The following is an 18,875-nucleotide window of genomic DNA, read 5'->3' on the forward strand; positions in this document are numbered from 1 at the left end:
GATGATGAAAAGTAACTGGATGCAGCAGATTCAAACGTTGATCGGGCAGAAGGCCGGCGCGATGGGCGGGGCGGAAGGCATCGGCAAGCTGCTGGCGCCGACGGCGCTGGGCGGCCTGGTCGGCGTGCTGTTGGCCAACAAGTCCTCGCGCAAGCTGGTGGGCAAGTTCGGCAAGAATGCGCTGATCATCGGCGGCAGCGCGGCGGTGGGCGCAGTGCTGTGGAACAAGTATAAGCAGCGGGTGAAAGAGACCCATCAGGACGAACCGCAGTTCGGCCTGCAAACCACGCCGGTGGATCTGCGCGCCAAACGCCTGGTGCAGGCGCTGGTGTTCGCGGCCAAGAGCGACGGCCATATCGATGCCGACGAGCAGCGCGCCATCGATCACAGCCTGGCGCAGCTGCAGGTGGGGGAAGAGGCGCAGGGCTGGGTGCAGGAAGCGATCGAGCAGCCGCTCAACCCGGAATTGATCGCCCGCAGCGTGCAAAACGAAGACGAGGCGCTGGAGGTTTACTATCTGAGCTGCCTGGTGATCGACGTCGATCACTTTATGGAGCGTGGCTACCTCGACGCGCTGGCGCAGGCGCTGAAGATCCCGGCGGACGTCAAGCAGGGCATCGAGAGCGACGTCAACGAGAAAAAGCGCGAGCTGGCGTAGCGCCGCTTGGCAAGCCGGGGGGAATCGTGTCACTCTTGCCGCAATCTATGTAAGCGGATGATTTAGCAATGATGACCCCACCGAAAGCGGAAAAACGCCCTTATCCCATCACCATCCACGGCGACACGCGCGTGGATGACTACTACTGGCTGCGCGACGACGAGCGCGCAGACCGCCAGGTGCTGGACTACCTGCAGGCGGAGAACGCCTACACCGATGCGATGCTGAAGCCGCAGCAGGCGCTGCGCGAAACCCTGTACGAAGAGATGGTGGCGCGCATTCCGCAGCAGGAACATTCGGTGCCTTACGTGCGCCACGGCTATCGCTATCAGACGCGCTATGAGCCGGGCAATGAATACGCGATTTCCGTGCGCCAACCGCAGGCCGAGAGCGAGCGCTGGGAGGTGCTTATCGACGGCAACCAGCGCGCCGAGAATCACGAGTTTTACACCCTGGGCGGGCTGGACGTCAGCCCCGACAACCAGCGGCTGGGGGTGGCGGAGGATTTCCTGTCGCGCCGCCAGTATGACATTCGCTTCAAGAACCTGGCCGACGGCAGTTGGGCGGACGAAGTGCTGGAGAACACTTCCGGCAGCTTCGAATGGGCCAACGACTCCTCGACGGTGTACTACGTGCGCAAGCACGCCAAGACGCTGTTGCCGTATCAGGTTTATCGCCACGTGGTGGGCAGCGATCCGCAGCAGGACGAGCTGATTTACGAAGAGCTGGACGATACCTTCTACGTCGGGCTGGAGAAGACCACCTCCGAGTGCTTTATCCTGATCCACCTGAGCAGCACCACCACCTCGGAGATCCTGCTGCTGGACGCCGACCGTGCGGACGCCAAGCCGCAGCTGTTCGTGCCGCGCCGCAAGGATCACGAATACGCCATCGATCACTATCACCAGCATTTCTACATCCGCTCCAACAAGGACGGCAAGAACTTCGGCCTGTACCAAAGCGAACAGGCGGACGAAGCGCAGTGGCAGACGCTGATCGCCCCGCGCGTCGATGTGATGCTGGAGGGCTTCAGCCTGTTCCGCGACTGGCTGGTGGTGGAGGAGCGCAGCGCCGGCCTGACGCTGCTGCGCCAGATCCACTGGCAGACTGGCGAAGAGAAGCGCATCGCCTTCGACGATCCGACTTATACCACCTGGCTGGCGTACAACCCGGATCCGGAAACCGCGCTGCTGCGCTACGGCTATTCGTCGATGACTACCCCGACCACGCTGTACGAGCTGAATATGGACAGCGGCGAGCGGACGATGCTCAAACAGCAGGAAGTGAAGAACTTTACGCCGGAAAACTACCGCAGCGAGCGAGTCTGGGTGAAGGCACGCGACGGCGTCGAGGTGCCGGTATCGCTGGTGTATCGCCAGGACAGCTTCCAGCGCGGCGCCAACCCGTTGATGGTGTACGGCTACGGCTCCTACGGCAGCAGCATGGATCCGGCGTTCAGCGCCAGCCGCCTGAGCCTGCTGGATCGCGGTTTCGTGTTCGCGCTGGCGCACATTCGCGGCGGCGGCGAACTGGGGCAGCTGTGGTATGAAGACGGCAAGCTGTTCAACAAGCAGAACACCTTCAACGATTTTATCGACGTGACCGAAACGCTGGTCGCCCAGGGGTACGGCGACGGCAAGCGGGTGTTCGCCATGGGCGGCAGCGCTGGCGGCCTGCTGATGGGCGCGGTGATCAACCAGGCGCCTCAGCTGTTCCACGGCGTGGTGGCGCAGGTGCCGTTCGTCGACGTGGTGACCACCATGCTGGATGAGTCGATCCCGCTGACCACCGGCGAATACGACGAGTGGGGCAACCCGAACGAGCAGGCCTATTATGACTACATCAAGCAGTACAGCCCGTACGATCAGGTGAAGGCGCAGGCATACCCGCATCTGCTGGTGACCACCGGCCTGCACGATTCGCAGGTGCAGTATTGGGAGCCGGCCAAGTGGGTGGCCAAGCTGCGTGAGCTGAAAACCGACGATCGGCAGCTGCTGCTGTATACCGACATGGATGCCGGCCACGGCGGCAAGTCCGGGCGCTTCAAGGCCTATGAGGATATTGCGCTGGAGTACGCCTTCATTCTGGCGCTGGCGGAGTAACGACATTCGGCGGGCGGCCTGCGCCGCCCGCCATGTTAGCCAATCAGATAGTATTTCAGCGTGTGTTTCATGTCCGGGCTCAGATCGTCGATGGATTTCAGCATCCAGCGCAGATAGCCGGGATCTTCCTGGGCGATGCGATCGATCTCCTGTCCGCGATACTTGCCGAATTTGAACTTCTTCAGCAGCACCGGTTGTTCGGTGATCTGCACCATTTGCTCCGGCGTCCAGCCCGAATCCTTGATGATGCGTTGCAGCAGCGCGGCGGTGACGTAGCAGTCGTACAGCGCGCGGTGCGGGTACAGCGTGGCGTCTGCCGGCAGCTGCACGTCCAGGTTCAGCGCGTAGCGCAAATACTGGTTGCCGTACTTGATGTCCGGATACAGCGTGCGCGCCAGCTTGAGCGTGCAGATCCAGGCGCCGTTCATCTCCGGCAGCACGCCGCGATCGAAAGCGGCGTTGTGCGCCACATAGTAGGGGCTGCCCTGATAGCGGCCGATCGCCACCGCAATGCGCGGTTTGCCTTCCACCATCTGTTCGGTGATGTGATGAATCGCCATCGCGTCGAGGCTGATGGGGCGATCCGGGCTGACCAGATCGCTCATCGGGTTGGTCAATTGGCCGTCGAGCAGATCGAGGGAGGCCACTTCCACCACGCCGCCGTCCAGCCCGCAGGTCTCGGTATCTATTACGCGTAACGTCATGCTTTCCTCCGCGTTGCCGTCAGGCTTCAGCTTAACCGCCGCAGGCGGCCGTGCCAACCGTCGGAAGTCTTGTCGGCGATGATCAGCCCAGGAGTGTCATCCGACGCGGCAACCAGGAGCTCTCCCGTGTTATCCCAGATGGCGCTGCGGCCTGCCGGGATCCAGCCACCGGTCGGTGCCGCATGGTTGGCCATCAGCGTGACCATGCCATAACGTCGGGCATAGCCTGCCAGCGCGGCGCTGTCTTTCGCGTAGCCGGCTTCAGATACCAACACGCCAGCGGCATAAATGTGCGCACCCGCCAGCGCGGCGGCGCTTGCGTGGCCGGGCTCCGAAGTATCGGCACAGATAGCCAGTGCGATGTTGTGGTGATGGAGTTCCAGCAACGAGCCGCCCTCACCGGGCGAGAAGTATTGCTGTTCCGCGCCGTGCAGATGCTGTTTGGTATAGCTACTCAATGCGCCGTTGGGGCGAAAGATTAAGGCGGCGATATGCAATGCCGTGCCACTACGCAAAGGCGCGCCGACGATGATTGTCATCTGCCGCGATTGTGCCGCCGCACTGAGTGGTTGCAGACGGGGATCGCCCAACGTGAGCGCCAGTTCGGCAGCATCGGTCAACTCATAGCCGCTTAGCGACAGTTCGGGAAACACCAACAGTTGTACCTGCTGATCTGCTGCCTGCGCAACGAATTCAAGATGACGTTCAAGGTTGCAGGCGATATTGGCCGCCGCAGCGGGGTATTGGGCGGCGGCAAGGGTGAGGGAGGACATCGGCCATCTCTCCTGTGAGGCAATAAAAAACCCGCCTTGGCGGGTTTAATGACGGATGGAAGGGCGCTTACTCACCAGACGGATGCGCTTTTTTGGCGCGTTTCTCCGCACGTTTCTCAGCTGGGGTTTTCAACGGCTTCTTCTTCGCATTCTTTTTGCTATCCATTCCCTTACTCATGATGGCCTCTCGTTACCTATGATTGGGTGGCTTGCTCAGCCATTAACCGCCTAAAGTCGGCAGGATGCAAGCGACAAAGTGCGAATTGTGTTTAACCGGCTGTTTGTGCGTGAAATTTTGTTTTTGGATGACCGGGTGCTAAAAATAAATATTATGTTATAATGTTACACTTTTGGTGTTGGGAGAGCGCAATGACAGTCATGACGTTACCGGATGCGCAGCAACTGCTGGCCATGCCGGATTCTGATTATATGAACTCGGTTCAACGGGCGTTTTTCCGCCAGCTGCTGCAAGATGAGCGGCAAAAGCTGCTGCTGCACATCGATGAGCTGAAAAAAGAGATCGACGGCGGTGAAGCGACGGGCGATGAAGCCGACAAGGCGGCGCGCGAAGAGGATCTGCGCCTGCTGTTCCGCCAGTTGGATCGCGAAAGCCGCCTGCTGCCGAAAATCGATGCGGCGCTGGCAAGGTTGCAGAACGGCGAGTACGGCTACTGCCGGGAAACCGGCGAACCTATCGGGCTGGCGCGCCTGCTGCTGCGCCCGACGGCGGAACTGAGCATCGAGGCGAAAACCGCGCAGGAGATGCGCGAGCCGCATATGCGCAAAGGTGGCTAACTGAGTTCCCGGGGGGCGAATGCGCCCCTCAACCGATAGGGCCTGTGGGCATTTTGCAGGCAGGTCGTTGTGATTTTGAGCAAACGCGCGCCGAGTTCTCGGCGCGCGTTCGAGTTTTCGGGTTTTACCGTTGACCTGCCGGACGGGTTCCGCTTTGATGAAAGCATGACTCACAGAGAGACGGAAAGCGCCATGGAACAATTACGAGGTTTGTACCCGCCGTTAGCGGCATACGACAGCGGTTGGCTGGACACTGGGGATGGCCACCGGATCTACTGGGAGCTGAGCGGCAACCCGAACGGTAAGCCGGCGGTCTTCATTCACGGTGGGCCGGGCGGCGGCATTTCTCCGCATCATCGCCAGTTGTTCGATCCCGAACGCTACAAGGTGCTGCTGTTCGATCAGCGCGGCTGTGGCCGCTCCCGTCCGCACGCCAGCCTGGACAACAACACCACCTGGCATTTGGTGGCCGATATCGAGCGGCTGCGCGAAATGGCCGGCGTCGATCAATGGCTGGTGTTTGGCGGTTCCTGGGGGTCGACGCTGGCGCTCGCCTATGCGCAGACCCACCCGGAGCGCGTCAGTGAAATGGTGCTGCGCGGCATCTTCACCCTGCGCAAGCAGGAGCTGCATTGGTATTACCAGGACGGTGCGTCACGCTTCTTCCCGGACAAATGGGAGCGCGTGCTGTCCATTCTGTCGGATGAAGAGCGTAAAGATGTGATCGCCGCCTACCGGCAGCGGCTGACCTCGGCCGATCCGCAGGTGCAACTTGAAGCGGCCAAGTTGTGGAGCGTGTGGGAAGGGGAGACGGTCACGCTGTTGCCGAGCCGCGAATCCGCTTCGTTCGGCGAGGATGATTTCGCGTTGGCGTTCGCCCGCATTGAAAACCACTATTTCACCCATCTGGGCTTCCTGGAGAGCGATGACCAGTTGCTGCGCAACGTGCCGCTGATCCGCCATATCCCGGCGGTGATCGTCCACGGCCGCTATGATATGGCCTGCCAGGTGCAGAACGCCTGGGATCTGGCCAAGGCCTGGCCGGAAGCAGAATTGCATATCGTGGAAGGGGCGGGGCATTCGTATGACGAGCCGGGCATCTTGCACCAGCTGATGATCGCCACCGACCGGTTCGCCGGCAAGTGACGCAAAAAACCCGCCGTAACGGCGGGTTTTGTTATTTGGCCTTCGGCTCGTACGGCAGGCGCGAAAACTTGTGGGATTCCGCGCGGTAGTGCGCCACGCGCTCGCGAAAATAATCGCGCAGCGGTTCCGGCTGCTCGCGCTCCACCACTTCCGGGATCACCGGCATGTTGTAGCGCTCTTTGTACGCCACGCCAGAGGCGGCGAGATCCACGTTCACCCTGTCCATCTCTTCTTTGGACAGCTCGGCCAGATTGTAACCCACGCTATGCTCCTTACTTACTTTGCCGCATTGAACCTGCGCAGAAGGTAATCCACCCGACGACGCTTGGCAAGCCCGTAGCGCCGCCGCGGCGGACGATATTTTCCAAAGAGTAATGCAATCTATTTATTCTTTTAAATAAGAATGATTCGCTTTTTGATTAAAATAAAAGATGGGAATAATTATCATAATAATTAGCGTGAATTCCTATATGCTTTTATGTGTTTGATTTTAAGTAAATAAATAATTAATATTGATCGGGTGTAAATAAGGTGTTTTTATTTTTACGACAGCAGGGCATAATGCGCGGAAATTAAATTCATGACCTGCAAAATAAAAGGAATCATTATGCTGACGCAAGAAATGACTCAAAAGCTGAATGAGCAACTGAATCTGGAGTTCTACTCCGCCAACCTGTACCTGCAAATGAGCGCATGGTGCAGCGATAAAGGCTTTGAAGGCGCCGCCGCATTTCTTAAAGAGCACTCTCAGGAAGAGATGCAGCATATGCAACGTCTGTTCGACTACCTGAGCGACACCGGCTCTTTGCCGCTGCTGGGCAGCATCGCCGCGCCGCCGGTGGCGTTCGAATCGCTGGCGGACGTGTTCCAGCAGACCTACGAACACGAACAGCTGATCACCCGTCAGATCAACGAACTGGCGCACGCCGCCATGACCGCACACGATTATTCCACCTTCAACTTCCTGCAGTGGTACGTGGCAGAGCAGCACGAAGAAGAGAAACTGTTCAAATCCGTGCTGGATAAGCTGGCGCTGGTGGGCACCAGCGGCAAAGGCCTGTTCTTCATCGACAAAGATCTGAAGAAAATGGGCGCGATGGGCCAGGGCGGCAACGGCCAGGCTTAATCTGCAACAAAACACCGAAAAACCGCGCGTGGGCGAGCCTGACGCGCGGTTTTTTTTACCCTGCGTTTATCGCGGTTATGCGGCGATACGTGCTGCCGGATCGCAAAATGCCAGCGATGCGCTCGACTTGCCGCAGCACGGTCGTTATGATTTACCGCGATACGCTACAGGGATGGTAGAGTCAAAACAGCGGGTTAGCCGATACAACCCGTTTTTCTGTTTACCCGTGGCGCAATCATTTGCGGTGGGTTGGGGCCGCTGATACATCGCCTTGGCTGTGGCCTTAACCCTTATGATCCTCTTTTACTGTTAAGGGATACCACTGTGATCGGTAAAATTCGTTCCTCTTGTCGCCTGCTTTCCACCGTTTTCGTCCTGTTCGTCGGCCTGTCTTCGCAGCAAGCGCTGGCGCACGCCCACCTGAAAGTGGAAACGCCGAAGGCCGACGCCAGCGTCAGCCCGGCGCCGAAGGCGCTGACCCTCAGCTTCTCCGAAGGCATCGAGCCGAACTTCAGCGGCGTGAAAATCACCGGCCCGGACAACGCCGTGGTGAAAACCGGCAAGCTGCAGCTAGATCCGAACAACAACACCCAGGTCAACGTGCCGATCGAAGGCGAGCTGAGCGCGGGCAAATACAACGTCAGCTGGCATGTGGTTTCGGTCGACGGGCATAAAACCAAAGGCCAGTACAGCTTCACCGTAAACTGATCGTGAGTCTGGCGACCCTGTTCGTTCTGTGTCGCTTGGTGCACTTTGCGGCGGTGATGCTGATGTTCGGCATCAGTCTGTTCACCGCCTTACTGTCACCGCAGCGCCTCTCCCCGATCCTCTCCCGCGATGTGCGCCCGCTGCTGCTTGCCAGCACCTGGATTGCCGGGCTTTCCGCCGTGGCGCTGCTGGCCATTCAGGCCGGGCAAATGGGCGACGGTTGGGAAGACGCCTGGCGGCTGGAGGTCTGGTGGGCGGTGCTCGGCACCACCTTCGGCGAAGTGTGGCGCTGGCATCTGGGCCTGTCGCTGCTGGCGATCCTGAGCCTGCTGCTGCCGGAACGGCCGCGTGCGCAGGCGTTGGCGCTGTGTTCGGCGCTGTTGCTGGTCAGCCTGGCGTTCATCGGCCACGCGGCGATGCACGAAGGCACGCTGGGCGCGCTGCACCGCGCCAACCACGCAGTGCACCTGCTGGCCGCCGGCTACTGGTTCGGCAGCCTGGCGCCGCTGCTGGTTTGCCTGCGCTATCTGCAGCCGCCGCAGTGGCGCAGCGACGCCATCACCACGCTGATCCGTTTCTCGCGCTGGGGGCACCTGGCGGTGGCGGCGGTGATCGTCACCGGTATCGTCAACAGCCTGATCATTCTCGGCGGTTGGCCGCTCAACCTCAGCTCGCCTTATCAGCGCCTGCTGCTGATTAAAACCGCGCTGGTGGCGCTGATGGTGATGGTGGCGCTGGCCAATCGCTACGCCATCGTGCCGGCGATGAGCCGCGTACCGGCGCTGGCGCAGCGTGGCGTGGTGCTGGCCTGCTGGCTCGAAGTCGGGCTGGGGGTGGCGGTGCTGCTGCTGGTCAGTTTATTTGCAACCTATGCGCCGGTTTGACATTTCGGCTTGCCGCAACCGGGCAAGCTGCGGGAAAATCGACGTGAATAGCAACCTTAAGGCCAACACATGAAATCGGTATTACTCGGCATTACGCTGCTGGCAACCGCGACCGGCGCGCTGGCGGCAGATAAACTGGTGAACATCACCAAACTGGAATACGGCAAACAGTGGGCGTTCACCAAGGAAGAAGTGACGCTGCAGTGCCGCAGCGGCGGCGCGCTGTTCGTGCTGAATAACAGCACCCTGATGCAATACCCGCTCAACGACGCAGCGGAGCAGCAGGTGAAGAAGGGCCATCAGCGTGCGCAGCCGCTGGAGGTGCTCCTGCTGGACGACCCTGCCGAACCAGGGAAAAAAATGAGCCTGGCGCCGTTTATCGAACGCGCCGAGAAGCTGTGCGCTGACTAACCGCTTGTTTGCCAAAGCCTTGCCCAGTGCGCGCGGATTGATGCGCGTTTGCCGCGTAGTTATTTCGTCACGAAACTATCACGCGGCCGCCGGGCGGCTGGCAAAACTGGCGCGGTAGGCTACTCTTAAAGTGCACGGCTGAACAAGCCCTGCATTAAATGCCAACTTTTAGCGCACGGCTCTCTCCCAAGAGCCATTTCCCTAGACCGAATATAGGAATCGTATTCGGTCTTTTTTTGTGTGGTTGATTTATAAGTGTTTTTTTCTAAAAAATCGAAATTACTCGAAATTTACTCGAATTTTGATATTCGGTCTTTTACAGCATTACGTACTCCTTCCCCCTCGTTTTGAGATATTTCAGCGTCATCATTTCCGTTGTGTGCCCCAGCAGCTTTTGAGCAAATGCCTTGTCGTTCTGCTTTTCGTACAGGCGGCCGGACAGGCTTCGGATCTCGTGGAACGTCGGCGGGCTTTCCTGAACTCCAAATCTGATGCTTTCCGCGCGGCGACAAATTTTTTCGTTAACCCGTCGGGATGGATCGAACCATCTGGACTATTTTTCCTGATGCTGGCGCTGATCATGAAGTCTGTTGTGCTGACCAATCGGCATCGGTCGATAACGGTGCCAAGCCGCAGGCCCATGCATTTCAGTTCAAGTTCAAGGGGGAGGGAAAGCAAAGCCCCCGTTTTGCCTTGTTCAACCTGCAGGCGCCCGTCAACGATATGGTTGAAGCGCATTTGTGTCAGATCCTCGCGGCGTTGGCCGGAGACCAGCGCGAGAACCATCGCCAGGCAGAACCACGGCGGCATTGTCTCCGCAGTATCTATTGCTTCAGCTCCAGACGTTCGCGCACGCCGCGCGGGTATCCAATCGTTATACCAGCCGAAATCGCCGACAATAACCGATATATCAATGCTATTAACTACAAAAAACAGGGTTTGAGCTTTATGGCTTTATCCCGACAGGTGATGAAAATATCGGCAGTTACTCCTATGTTTCGATAGGTTGGTAATCTGCTGGCAGGTGGCTTATCATTGGGCCAATAACAAAAGGAAACAGCATGTTTGAGCGCAATGATATTATTGACTTTTTTAGAGGTGTAGCGGTTATGCTCGTAACCGCCTTTCATCTTTTTCAATGGTCTGAATCTTTAGGCCTGCCGCTACCATTTGGACTTGATGTAATGGGTATCTTTGGAAACGGGTGGATCGGCGTTGGAATGTTTTTTGTCATTTCAGGTTATTGCATGGCAAGCTCAAGTGGAAGGGCATTTTTAGGCGGTTTTTCAGCAAAAAAATATGGCTTATATTTTTTAAAAAGATACTTGCGGATAGCCATTCCGTTTTATATATCAATAGTTTTTTGGTTTGTTTTAATCCGTGGTTTTGGGGTTGCGATAAAACCAACGGGATTTCATGATATAATATCTCATGTCTTGTTTATTCACAACTTCTCAGAGGAAACATTCTTCTCAATAAGCGGGGTTTATTGGTCACTCGCTGTTGAGATGCAATTTTATTTAATTCTCCCTGCTCTGGTTGTTTTATTTACCACTGTTTTTGGAAGGGTGCTTTTGCTGGTCAGCGTATTTATAATTAGCATTTTGGTTAATCTTTACAGTGAAAGCCAATTGTTAACGTGGGGTATTCCATCTTACCTTTCACTTTTCGTTTTGGGGTGGCTTTGCTCAATATATCAAAGCGAAATAGGTTCATTTATAAGAAAGTTGAACGCTCAATGGATATTAGTCGCGGCATTTGCATTACTTCTTTTCTACAAAGGACATGGATTTAACAACAAGGTTAAGCTGTATGAGGTGCTGATTTCATCAGTTTTTGCATTGTTAATGGTATCGCTTATTAATCGATTCTCAGGAAAGAGTGTGCCTAAAGTTATGCGCAGTGTAGCATTTGTTGGGAAATGTTCGTTTTCTATTTATTTGTATAACTATATTTTCTGGTCGCTGGACAGAACCGACTTAACCCCGGTTAAATTGTTTGTGGCTTTTGCTTTCGTGCTAGGATTTGGCATCTTAATGTATCTGTCCGTTGAAAGACAATCAGAGAAACTAAGGAGAAAAACCATAAGAAAAGCAGAGGTTAAATTCGCAGTGCGGTAAATAAGAAATTGAATGTAGGCCCTGGGCAATCCGGGGCTTTTTTGTATCCGCACCCCAATTAAAACCACCATTGCATAATCTGAATTATTTCGGAGAATCATCTATGTCATCTGAAGGATTGCCAGTTGATGGCGTTGTCGTCACAGACATTGTGCTGGGAGCCCGCAACATGCAACAAACGAAGCCAAGAGTGGCCTATCTGCGGATTGCGCCGTAGCTGCAGCAGAAATCGCACAGTCAGGCACGGATGCTTATTCTGATGTCGCTGCTGCACAAGCCGCGATCGATGCAGGCAGTAAACTCGGCGTTATTTCTCAGTTCGCTCTATCATTTCAACGCAGTGGGCTGATGAATATGAGAACGTCAACGGCGCAGCGACGCCAACCGGCCATTTTCTGAGTAATGGGAAATACGTTGATAAGATTGCTGCTATTACCGCCACTCATTATCTTAGAGACGTTTTTCTGCTCCCCACTCCACACCCGCACTTATCGCTAATTTAGCCGCACCAAAAGTCACTACGTCATTTATGGCACTGATAAGCTCCGGTCATTGCTCCCATCACCGGTTAAATGAGAGGGACATTATGGGGAATATCAAGGCATTAGGCGTTGTAAAAGGAAACCTGTGTTGAACGATCGGCTGAGCCAGTTGAAGAGAGCGCTGCCAGGTTATCTCGAGGCGTGGCGTGAGGGCGCTTTACCCTCTGACTGGGGGCAGGTGGCTAATCCTGAAGTGGTTGCCGCCCTGTTGGCGGAGTGGGAGACGCTGAGCGAATTGGCGTCGCTGTTCGAAACCGCGACTGAAACCCCAACCGATCCCGCCGCGTTTTGGCAGGCGCGCGCCGAGCTGATGGCACAGCGCAATCGTGAGCTCAGTGCCCACCTGGCGACGCCAATCCGTTTGCCCGGCGCACGGGTAGCCTTCTTTGGCTATGTGAAAACGGCGGTGATGGACGCCAGGCAGGTGAAGGCGGCAATTCGCGATGCCGGTTTTACCATTGCGGGCGACAGCCAAAATGAGAACACGGCTTAACGCGGTTTCTTCTCAAATTTCTCGGCAAAAAAGAACCGCAGCAATTTATGGGTCCACAGCAGCATTGCGCCGACCACCACCAGCGAGACGACGAAATGCGACAGGTTTTTCGGCGCGGCGTAGCCGTGAGTAAAAGAAACCCCGGCGCCGCTGAGCAGCAGGGTGGCGATCCAAAAGCCGAGTAGCAGGCACAAGGTACGGAACAGTTTAAACATTGTTATCACCGAAATGCTGAAAGCGCCGACTGAACGGAAAGACTCAGCCGGTGCTTTGATTAATTAAAACCGCTTAGCGAGAGCAGGTGTTGCCACCCTTGTTGCTATTGTTATTGCAGTTGCTCTTGTTGCCGCCTTGCCCCATGCCGATGTTGCCGCCACCTTTGCTGGCCTCTTTGAAACAGCCGCCGTTGAGCGCGCCCAGCGCCAGACCGCCAAGCCCCCCTAGTGAGCCGGTGATGATGCCGTTAATGCAGTCCGGGGAGGTGTGTTTCTGGTACATATTGCCGTCCGACGATTTACCGCCCCCGTTCTTGTTGCCACCGTTGTTGTTGACGCGTCCATTGCTGCCGCGATTGTCGGCAAAGTTGCCGGCGCCGGCGATCAGGTGAAAATATTTAGCCTCGATCTCTTGCATAAAACTCCCTCTTTATCGATACGGTTAAATAGCGTAAAGCTTGCGCAAGCCAACTGTTTTTAACAGAAAAAACAGCGGGGATAATTACCGGTTCGGATAAGAACAGAGAATTTATTTAAGAGTATTTTCCAGGCTTATGAGAGTGATGGTGAATGATATTCTCGACGAGGGGGTAGGGCGAGCCACCTCGGGCCTTTGCAACGAATGGTCTATCTGCGGCGCGCAGCAAGGTTCAATTCATCCAGTCAATTTGTTAGGATCGCCCGACCTACATGACTATTGGTGCAGTACATTGAAAATTAAAGCGTTGTTATTTGTTGCGTTGGCCGCACTGGCCGGCTGCAGCCAGGAGGGAACCTCGATGAATCAGCCCGCAAACGAGAAAGGCGGCCAAACGGAAGTGTTGCTGGTGAACAGCGCGCTGGTGGACTGCGTGGGCGTCGCCCCGATGAAGTGCATGCAGGTGCGCCGCTCCGCGCAGCAGCCGTGGGAGTTGTTCTATACCGGCATCGAAGGTTTCACCTTCGAACCGGGCTATCAGTATCGGCTGAAAGTGCGCGTTACTCCGGTAGAGAACGTGCCGGCCGATGCCTCATCGCTGCGTTACACGCTGATTGAGCAGTTGGAAAAGAACAAGGCGTGACCCTCGACAGGCCGGGTAATCGCAATCCGGCCTGCCATGATTATCCCTTTACCATCATGACATGCCTCGGCGGCGGGCTTGCCGACTGGTCTGTTCACTGCGCTTGTTTTCGCACTTTCTTAAGTATATTGAGAAAATCAGGTATATTGTCCTTCGGTTTTTAGCTACCAAGAAAAAATTACTATGATTATCAAACCTAAAATTCGTGGTTTTATCTGCACCACCGCTCACCCGGCAGGCTGTGAAGCCAACGTCCGTGAGCAAATCGCCTACGTTAAGTCGCGCGGCGAACTGAAAAACGGGCCTAAAAAGGTGCTGGTCATTGGTGCATCCACCGGTTACGGTCTGGCCTCGCGCATCAATGCCGCTTTCGGCAGCGGTGCGGCCACCATCGGCGTATTTTTCGAGAAGCCTGGCAGCGAAGGCAAAACCGGTTCCGCCGGTTGGTACAACTCCGCCGGTTTCGACAAGGCAGCTAAAGAAGAAGGCCTGTACGCGAAAAGCATCAACGGCGACGCATTCTCCAACGAGTGCCGTCAGACCGTGATCGATCTGATCAAAAAAGACCTGGGTCAGGTTGACCTGGTGGTTTACTCGCTGGCTTCGCCGGTGCGTAAGATGCCGGAAACCGGCGAAGTGGTGCGTTCCGCACTGAAGCCGATCGGCGAACCGTACAAATCCGTCGCGCTGGACACCAACAAAGACGTGCTGGTTGAAGCCGTGGTCGAGCCGGCCAACGAGCAAGAAATCGCCGACACCGTGAAGGTGATGGGCGGCCAGGACTGGCAGCTGTGGATGGACGCGCTGGACGAAGCGGGCGTGCTGGCGGATAACGCGCAGTCTGTCGCTTACTCCTACATCGGTACCAATCTGACCTGGCCAATCTACTGGCACGGCACGCTGGGCAAGGCGAAAGAAGATCTGGATCGCGCGGCGCACGCCATCAACCAGAAGCTGCAGGCCAAAGGCGGCGCGGCTTACGTTGCGGTGCTCAAGTCGGTGGTGACTCAGGCTTCCTCTGCCATTCCGGTGATGCCGCTGTATATCTCCATCGTGTTCAAAATCATGAAGGAGCAGGGCATTCACGAAGGCTGCATCGAGCAGATCCAGCGTCTGTTCGCCACCAAGCTGTACAGCGGCGCGGCGCCGGACACCGACGAAAAACACCGCCTGCGTCTGGATGACTGGGAACTGCGCGACGAAGTGCAGGAAACCTGCCGTGCCATCTGGCAGCAGCTGAACGACAACAACATCAACGAACTGACCGATTACCAGGGCTACAAGGCGGAATTCCTGCGCCTGTTCGGCTTTGGTCTGCAGGGCGTTGACTACGACGCCGATCTGAGCGGCGAAGCCAACTTCGACGTGATCGAGCTGGTCTAAGCGCGTCGAGCGGTCAAACAAGGTCGGGTTAGCCCGGCCTTTTTTATTGCCTGCGAATTATCGGGTGGCTAAGCGAAAATGTTTATTTTGGGTTAACAGACGAACCGGGTGATTAACATCGGCAGTCGGATGGTGAAATAACGGCGGTTATTAAACTAAAGAAAGTCATTTTTTTATTTACCCTTGCCGCCGGCTGCGGGTATTTTATTTCCTTTAAGGAGGAAATTATGACATGGCGTTATTGTGCCACGGTATCGTTGTTTTTGTTGAGCGGCTGCAGCGCGATTCAGCCGACGTCGACGTCCCCAGACTGGTCTCAGCCGCAGCCTGCCACGCGGGAGCAGCGGCAACGCATCATGGCGGGTGAGTCCGCCTCCTCGGTATTACATGAAGGAAACGTCGGCATTGGCGGCACCTTTGATGGGGCGAAAATATTCGATCGTTAATCCGCTAAATATATTCAGCCAAATTAATGCGCGCATTCTGCCGATATTGTCGGAGGGTTTACCTTTCCTGCGTTATTCTGCCGTGGCCCAACCATTCATTGCGTTAACAGACAATTCGTTTTCCTTATAGGGAGCCGCCGGTTTATTTCGGCGTAATCAAAGGAGTTGCCCATGGCGAAGGAGATGGCCGCGATCTTTCTCTTGCTGTTATTGCCGCTAAGCCAAAGCGCCGGCGCGGCGCGTTACGACAGGCCGTGCGAAGGCGTGTCGCCGGTGCTGTTTCAAAAGCGCCTGAAAGCGTTGGCGCAGGATCTGCGGCAGGAAATGAGTGAGGAAGCGACGCCGACAGAGCGCGATGCGGAGGAGTTGGCGCGCTTGGCGGAGTGCGGTATCGAGCCCGGCAAAGCGCCCGTCACCGGCGGGCAGCGCGCGCCCCGTTCAGAGGAAAAGCCGCCGGCATCGCCAAACGGTTGTTGAACCGGCGTGCGCGCAGAGTCAAGCGATGTAAAAGGAGTCATTGATGAAAAGGATTGTGTTGGCCGGCGTGGCCTTGTGTAGCTGCTGCTTCGCGCAGGCGCGGGTGGATTTGGAATACCATGCGGCGCCGCCGAAGGACAGTAAGGTCACCGAGGAGTACCAGAAAAAGCGCGACGCATTGCGCCACAAGGTGTGGAATGTCGATAACCTGACGCTGGCCAACGAGCAGGCGATTGCGCGCGAACAGCAGCGCGAGGCGGCAGAGACCGCCGAGCGGCAGCAGCGGAACCTGGAGCAGCAGCAGAAAAAGCAGCGCTGCCTGCGGAGACACTCGAAAGATCCTCACCGCGAGGCGAAGTGTTACACGCACAGCTTCTAACATTAATCGTCCGGGCGCCATCAGCGCCCGGCGTCGTTTAGGCCGGGCGGCAATGCTCCTTCAGCATGGCGATCGCGTCCGGTTTCAGCTGATACAGATAGACCGGGCGGCCGGTGGCGCCGTACAGAATACGGGTGCCGAGAATGCCGCTCTCCGCCAGATAGATGAGGTACTTGCGGCAGGACACCCGCGAAATGCCGATGGCGTTGGCCAGATTGTCGGTGGAAAACTCGTTATCGTGCTGCTGTTCGATCCACTCGCAGACCGTGCTCAGGGTGATGCTGGTCAGCCCCTTCGGCAGCTTTTTGCTCTCCTGGCCGCCGGGCTGGCGGCGCAGCAGGCTGTCGACGTCGGCCTGCGAAAACTCGCGCTGCGCCAACAGCTGCGACTGCTGCCGGTAGTGGCTCAGCGCCTCCTTGAAGCGGCTGAACTGGAACGGTTTGATCAGATAATCCACCACCCCGTAGTGCAGCGCTTTTTGCACCGTGTTCACGTCGCTGGCGGAGGAGATGATGATCACGTCGGTCTTCTCGCCGAGCTCGCGCAGGCCGGGCAGCAGATCCAGCCCGTTCTCCTGCTGCATGTAGATATCCAACAGCACCAAATCGATGCTGACGCCGGCATCGGCCAGCAGCGCGCGCGCCTGGCTCAGAGTGGCGACCGTCGCCTGGCAGTGAAAACCGCCGACCTGGCTCAGGTAGTATTTGTTCAGCTCCGCCACCATCGGGTCGTCGTCGACAATCAGTACGTTAATCATGAGTTCTGCTCTTGGCCTGATAGGGAAGGTGCACGAAAAATTGGGTCAGCTCGCCCGGTTCGGACTCGAAATCGATGCTGCCGCCCAGTTTCTCCAGATGGCTGCGGATCAGCGCCAGGCCGATGCCGCGTCCCGTTCCCTTGGTGGAAAATCCGTGTTCGAAGATGCGCGCGCCGATCGCCGGATCGATGCCGGGGCCATCGTCGCTGACGATACAGTGTAATTGATCGTCGTGATGATGGAAGCTCAGGCCGATCTCGTGGCCCTCAACGCCGTCGATGGCGTCGATGGCGTTTTCGATCAGGTTGCCGAGCACGCTGATCAGCACGTGGGTGGTTTCCGCATCGTCGGTTTCCGGCAGCAGGCTGGTTTCTTCGATGGTCAGTTCAATGCCGGCTTCGTGGGCGCGGCTGATCTTGCCGATGAAGAAGCCCGCCACTTCCGGCGAGTGGATCTTGCGCAGCAGCGCGCCGATCTCTTCCTGATAGTTGCTGGCGGTGTTGATGATGTAGTTTTCCAACTGCTGATAGGCCTTCATGTGCAGCATGCCGAGTATCACATGCAGCTTGTTCATAAATTCGTGCGACTGCACCCGCAGCGCATCGGCGTAGTGCGCCATGCCGCTCAGCCGCTGCAGCAGGCGGCTGACCTCGGTCTTGTCGCGGAAGGTGGCGATGGCGCCGGTCACCTGGCCGTTGACGATCACCGGCACGGTATTGGTCAGCAGTTCGCTGCCGTTGAAGCCGATCTGCCGATCGCGCAGCGGTTGGCCGCTGGCCAGCACCTCCGCCAGATGCAGCTGCGCCGGCCAGTGCTTGCTGGCGGCTTCCAGCAGCAGGTTTTCCACCGGGCCGCTCTGCCGCAGCAGGCGCTTGGCTTCGTCGTTGACGATGGTGATGCGGGATTCATTATCGACCGCGATCACGCCTTCTTTAATCGACTGCAGCATGGCGTTGCGCTGTTCGAACAGGTTGGAGATTTCGTAAGGCTCGAAACCCAGCATGATGCGCTTGAGCGCGGAGACCAGGAAGAAGGTGCCCAGGCTGCCGACCAGGGCGGCGAAGGCGATGGTCCAATAGATGATCCAGCGGCTCTCCGCCACCACCCGCTGCACGGTGTCCAGCGCGATGCCGAGCGCCACCACGCCGATTTGTTGTTTCTGCGCGTCATACACCGGCACGAACACCCGCAGCGCCGGGGCCAGCGTGCCGCGGTTGATGGCACTGTTGACGTGGCCTTGCAGCGCGGGCGCCAGATCGTCGCCGATAAAATGCTTGCCGATCAGCCAGGGTTTGGGGTGCGAATAGCGGATGCCCTGCATATCCACCACCACCACGAACAGCAGCTCGTTTTGATGGCGCACCTGCTCGGCGAAGCGCTGAATGGCGCCGCTTTGATCGCGCCGCTGCAGGCCGTCAACCACGGTGCTGGAGAGCGCCAGCGTATTGGCGACGGCGATGGCTTTCTGCTGCAGCTGATCTTGCCCCTCGCGGCTCATCTGCACGAAAAACAGCGCGAACACCACCAGCAGCACCGAAGCGATGATGGCGGACACCATCAGCGTGATGGAGGTGCTCAGCTTGAGCGGCACCCGTTGTTTTGGCATGGCGGTTCTCCGAATGGCGATATCACGGCGTATTCTAGCGAGGAATGAGGCAAGCTGCAGTTACCGGCAGCAGGTTATAGCATGCTGCC

22 protein-coding genes and 1 pseudogene are annotated in these 18,875 nt (G+C 57.1%); 15 read left to right on the forward strand and 8 right to left on the reverse strand.

The features are described 5' to 3' along the window. The first annotated feature begins 4 nt into the window (after positions 1 to 4). Together SSARUM2_RS09530 and SSARUM2_RS09535 are read left to right on the forward strand one after the other, a co-directional pair. Positions 5 to 658, forward strand: a complete 654-nt coding sequence (locus SSARUM2_RS09530; protein WP_033638740.1) for a DUF533 domain-containing protein — start codon at positions 5 to 7, stop codon at positions 656 to 658. A gap of 68 nt (positions 659 to 726) precedes the next feature. Continuing rightward, complete coding sequence (locus SSARUM2_RS09535) at positions 727 to 2,760, forward strand: prolyl oligopeptidase family serine peptidase (protein ID WP_060438797.1); 2,034 nt, start codon at positions 727 to 729, stop codon at positions 2,758 to 2,760. A gap of 35 nt (positions 2,761 to 2,795) precedes the next feature. Here SSARUM2_RS09535 and exoX read toward each other — a convergent pair whose 3' ends face one another. After that, entirely contained in the window at positions 2,796 to 3,464 is a 669-nt protein-coding gene (exoX, locus tag SSARUM2_RS09540) for an exodeoxyribonuclease X (protein ID WP_004928833.1), read from the reverse strand. Between the two features lie 26 nt (positions 3,465 to 3,490). Further along, positions 3,491 to 4,237 (reverse strand): carbon-nitrogen hydrolase family protein, encoded by a 747-nt coding sequence (locus SSARUM2_RS09545; RefSeq protein WP_060438796.1) that lies wholly within the window; start codon positions 4,235 to 4,237, stop codon positions 3,491 to 3,493. 369 nt (positions 4,238 to 4,606) lie between these two features. Between SSARUM2_RS09545 and dksA the strand changes: the two genes are divergently transcribed. Both dksA and pip read left to right on the forward strand, forming a co-directional pair. Next, entirely contained in the window at positions 4,607 to 5,032 is a 426-nt protein-coding gene (dksA, locus tag SSARUM2_RS09550; protein ID WP_033653830.1) for an RNA polymerase-binding protein DksA, read from the forward strand. A 192-nt stretch (positions 5,033 to 5,224) separates the two neighbouring features. Continuing rightward, the gene (gene pip / locus SSARUM2_RS09555) at positions 5,225 to 6,178 is read left to right on the forward strand and encodes a prolyl aminopeptidase (RefSeq protein ID WP_033646426.1); all 954 of its coding nucleotides are present in this window, start codon (positions 5,225 to 5,227) and stop codon (positions 6,176 to 6,178) included. Positions 6,179 to 6,209: 31 nt separating this feature from the next. On the opposite strand, the gene SSARUM2_RS09560 is transcribed toward pip, so the two are convergent. Continuing rightward, the gene (locus tag SSARUM2_RS09560; protein ID WP_033642715.1) at positions 6,210 to 6,440 is read right to left on the reverse strand and encodes a DNA polymerase III subunit theta; all 231 of its coding nucleotides are present in this window, start codon (positions 6,438 to 6,440) and stop codon (positions 6,210 to 6,212) included. A 345-nt stretch (positions 6,441 to 6,785) separates the two neighbouring features. Here SSARUM2_RS09560 and ftnA point away from each other — a divergent pair, with 345 nt between their 5' ends. The 4 genes from ftnA (at position 6,786) to SSARUM2_RS09580 (ending at position 9,307) form a co-directional block, all read left to right on the forward strand. Beyond that, the gene (gene ftnA, locus SSARUM2_RS09565) at positions 6,786 to 7,304 is read left to right on the forward strand and encodes a non-heme ferritin (protein ID WP_025302449.1); all 519 of its coding nucleotides are present in this window, start codon (positions 6,786 to 6,788) and stop codon (positions 7,302 to 7,304) included. A 324-nt stretch (positions 7,305 to 7,628) separates the two neighbouring features. Next, entirely contained in the window at positions 7,629 to 8,012 is a 384-nt protein-coding gene (gene yobA / locus SSARUM2_RS09570; protein WP_004940886.1) for a CopC domain-containing protein YobA, read from the forward strand. A gap of 2 nt (positions 8,013 to 8,014) precedes the next feature. After that, positions 8,015 to 8,896, forward strand: a complete 882-nt coding sequence (gene copD, locus SSARUM2_RS09575; protein ID WP_049234570.1) for a copper homeostasis membrane protein CopD — start codon at positions 8,015 to 8,017, stop codon at positions 8,894 to 8,896. A 69-nt stretch (positions 8,897 to 8,965) separates the two neighbouring features. Next, the gene (locus tag SSARUM2_RS09580; RefSeq protein WP_025302452.1) at positions 8,966 to 9,307 is read left to right on the forward strand and encodes a YebY family protein; all 342 of its coding nucleotides are present in this window, start codon (positions 8,966 to 8,968) and stop codon (positions 9,305 to 9,307) included. A 316-nt stretch (positions 9,308 to 9,623) separates the two neighbouring features. On the opposite strand, the pseudogene SSARUM2_RS09585 reads toward SSARUM2_RS09580, so the two are convergent. Beyond that, a pseudogene (locus tag SSARUM2_RS09585) lies at positions 9,624 to 10,126 on the reverse strand (tyrosine-type recombinase/integrase); the annotation flags it as partial. A gap of 242 nt (positions 10,127 to 10,368) precedes the next feature. Here SSARUM2_RS09585 and SSARUM2_RS09590 point away from each other — a divergent pair. Both SSARUM2_RS09590 and SSARUM2_RS09595 read left to right on the forward strand, forming a co-directional pair. Then, the gene (locus tag SSARUM2_RS09590) at positions 10,369 to 11,427 is read left to right on the forward strand and encodes an acyltransferase (protein WP_060438793.1); all 1,059 of its coding nucleotides are present in this window, start codon (positions 10,369 to 10,371) and stop codon (positions 11,425 to 11,427) included. 627 nt (positions 11,428 to 12,054) lie between these two features. Then, positions 12,055 to 12,462 (forward strand): hypothetical protein, encoded by a 408-nt coding sequence (locus SSARUM2_RS09595; RefSeq protein WP_226907360.1) that lies wholly within the window; start codon positions 12,055 to 12,057, stop codon positions 12,460 to 12,462. Here SSARUM2_RS09595 and SSARUM2_RS09600 read toward each other — a convergent pair. Beyond that, positions 12,459 to 12,677, reverse strand: coding sequence for a hypothetical protein (locus SSARUM2_RS09600; RefSeq protein WP_033638114.1), 219 nt, complete (start codon positions 12,675 to 12,677; stop codon positions 12,459 to 12,461). The genes SSARUM2_RS09595 and SSARUM2_RS09600 overlap by 4 nt on opposite strands. A gap of 73 nt (positions 12,678 to 12,750) precedes the next feature. Then, positions 12,751 to 13,095, reverse strand: a complete 345-nt coding sequence (locus SSARUM2_RS09605) for a hypothetical protein (protein WP_060452851.1) — start codon at positions 13,093 to 13,095, stop codon at positions 12,751 to 12,753. A gap of 292 nt (positions 13,096 to 13,387) precedes the next feature. Between SSARUM2_RS09605 and SSARUM2_RS09610 the strand changes: the two genes are divergently transcribed. The 5 genes from SSARUM2_RS09610 to SSARUM2_RS09630 all read left to right on the forward strand — a co-directional run bounded on the left by SSARUM2_RS09610 (position 13,388) and on the right by SSARUM2_RS09630 (position 16,423). Beyond that, a complete protein-coding gene (locus SSARUM2_RS09610; RefSeq protein WP_033638116.1) occupies positions 13,388 to 13,738 on the forward strand; it encodes a DUF4377 domain-containing protein in 351 nt (116 codons plus the stop codon). 183 nt (positions 13,739 to 13,921) lie between these two features. Further along, entirely contained in the window at positions 13,922 to 15,121 is a 1,200-nt protein-coding gene (gene fabV, locus SSARUM2_RS09615) for an enoyl-ACP reductase FabV (RefSeq protein ID WP_060438789.1), read from the forward strand. Positions 15,122 to 15,348: 227 nt separating this feature from the next. Next, complete coding sequence (locus SSARUM2_RS09620) at positions 15,349 to 15,567, forward strand: hypothetical protein (RefSeq protein WP_033646423.1); 219 nt, start codon at positions 15,349 to 15,351, stop codon at positions 15,565 to 15,567. A 171-nt stretch (positions 15,568 to 15,738) separates the two neighbouring features. After that, positions 15,739 to 16,044 (forward strand): hypothetical protein, encoded by a 306-nt coding sequence (locus tag SSARUM2_RS09625; RefSeq protein WP_047568025.1) that lies wholly within the window; start codon positions 15,739 to 15,741, stop codon positions 16,042 to 16,044. A gap of 43 nt (positions 16,045 to 16,087) precedes the next feature. Continuing rightward, positions 16,088 to 16,423, forward strand: a complete 336-nt coding sequence (locus SSARUM2_RS09630; RefSeq protein ID WP_033638120.1) for a hypothetical protein — start codon at positions 16,088 to 16,090, stop codon at positions 16,421 to 16,423. A 37-nt stretch (positions 16,424 to 16,460) separates the two neighbouring features. Here the strand turns inward: SSARUM2_RS09630 and dcuR are convergent, their stop codons facing one another. Then, positions 16,461 to 17,180, reverse strand: coding sequence for a two-component system response regulator DcuR (dcuR, locus tag SSARUM2_RS09635; RefSeq protein ID WP_033638121.1), 720 nt, complete (start codon positions 17,178 to 17,180; stop codon positions 16,461 to 16,463). Beyond that, positions 17,173 to 18,786, reverse strand: coding sequence for a sensor histidine kinase (locus SSARUM2_RS09640; RefSeq protein WP_033646421.1), 1,614 nt, complete (start codon positions 18,784 to 18,786; stop codon positions 17,173 to 17,175). The genes dcuR and SSARUM2_RS09640 overlap by 8 nt, the downstream gene beginning before the upstream one ends. Positions 18,787 to 18,875 lie beyond the last annotated feature (89 nt).

It is taken from the genome of Serratia sp. K-E0102 (assembly GCF_029962625.1).
Classification (GTDB): domain Bacteria; phylum Pseudomonadota; class Gammaproteobacteria; order Enterobacterales; family Enterobacteriaceae; genus Serratia; species Serratia sarumanii.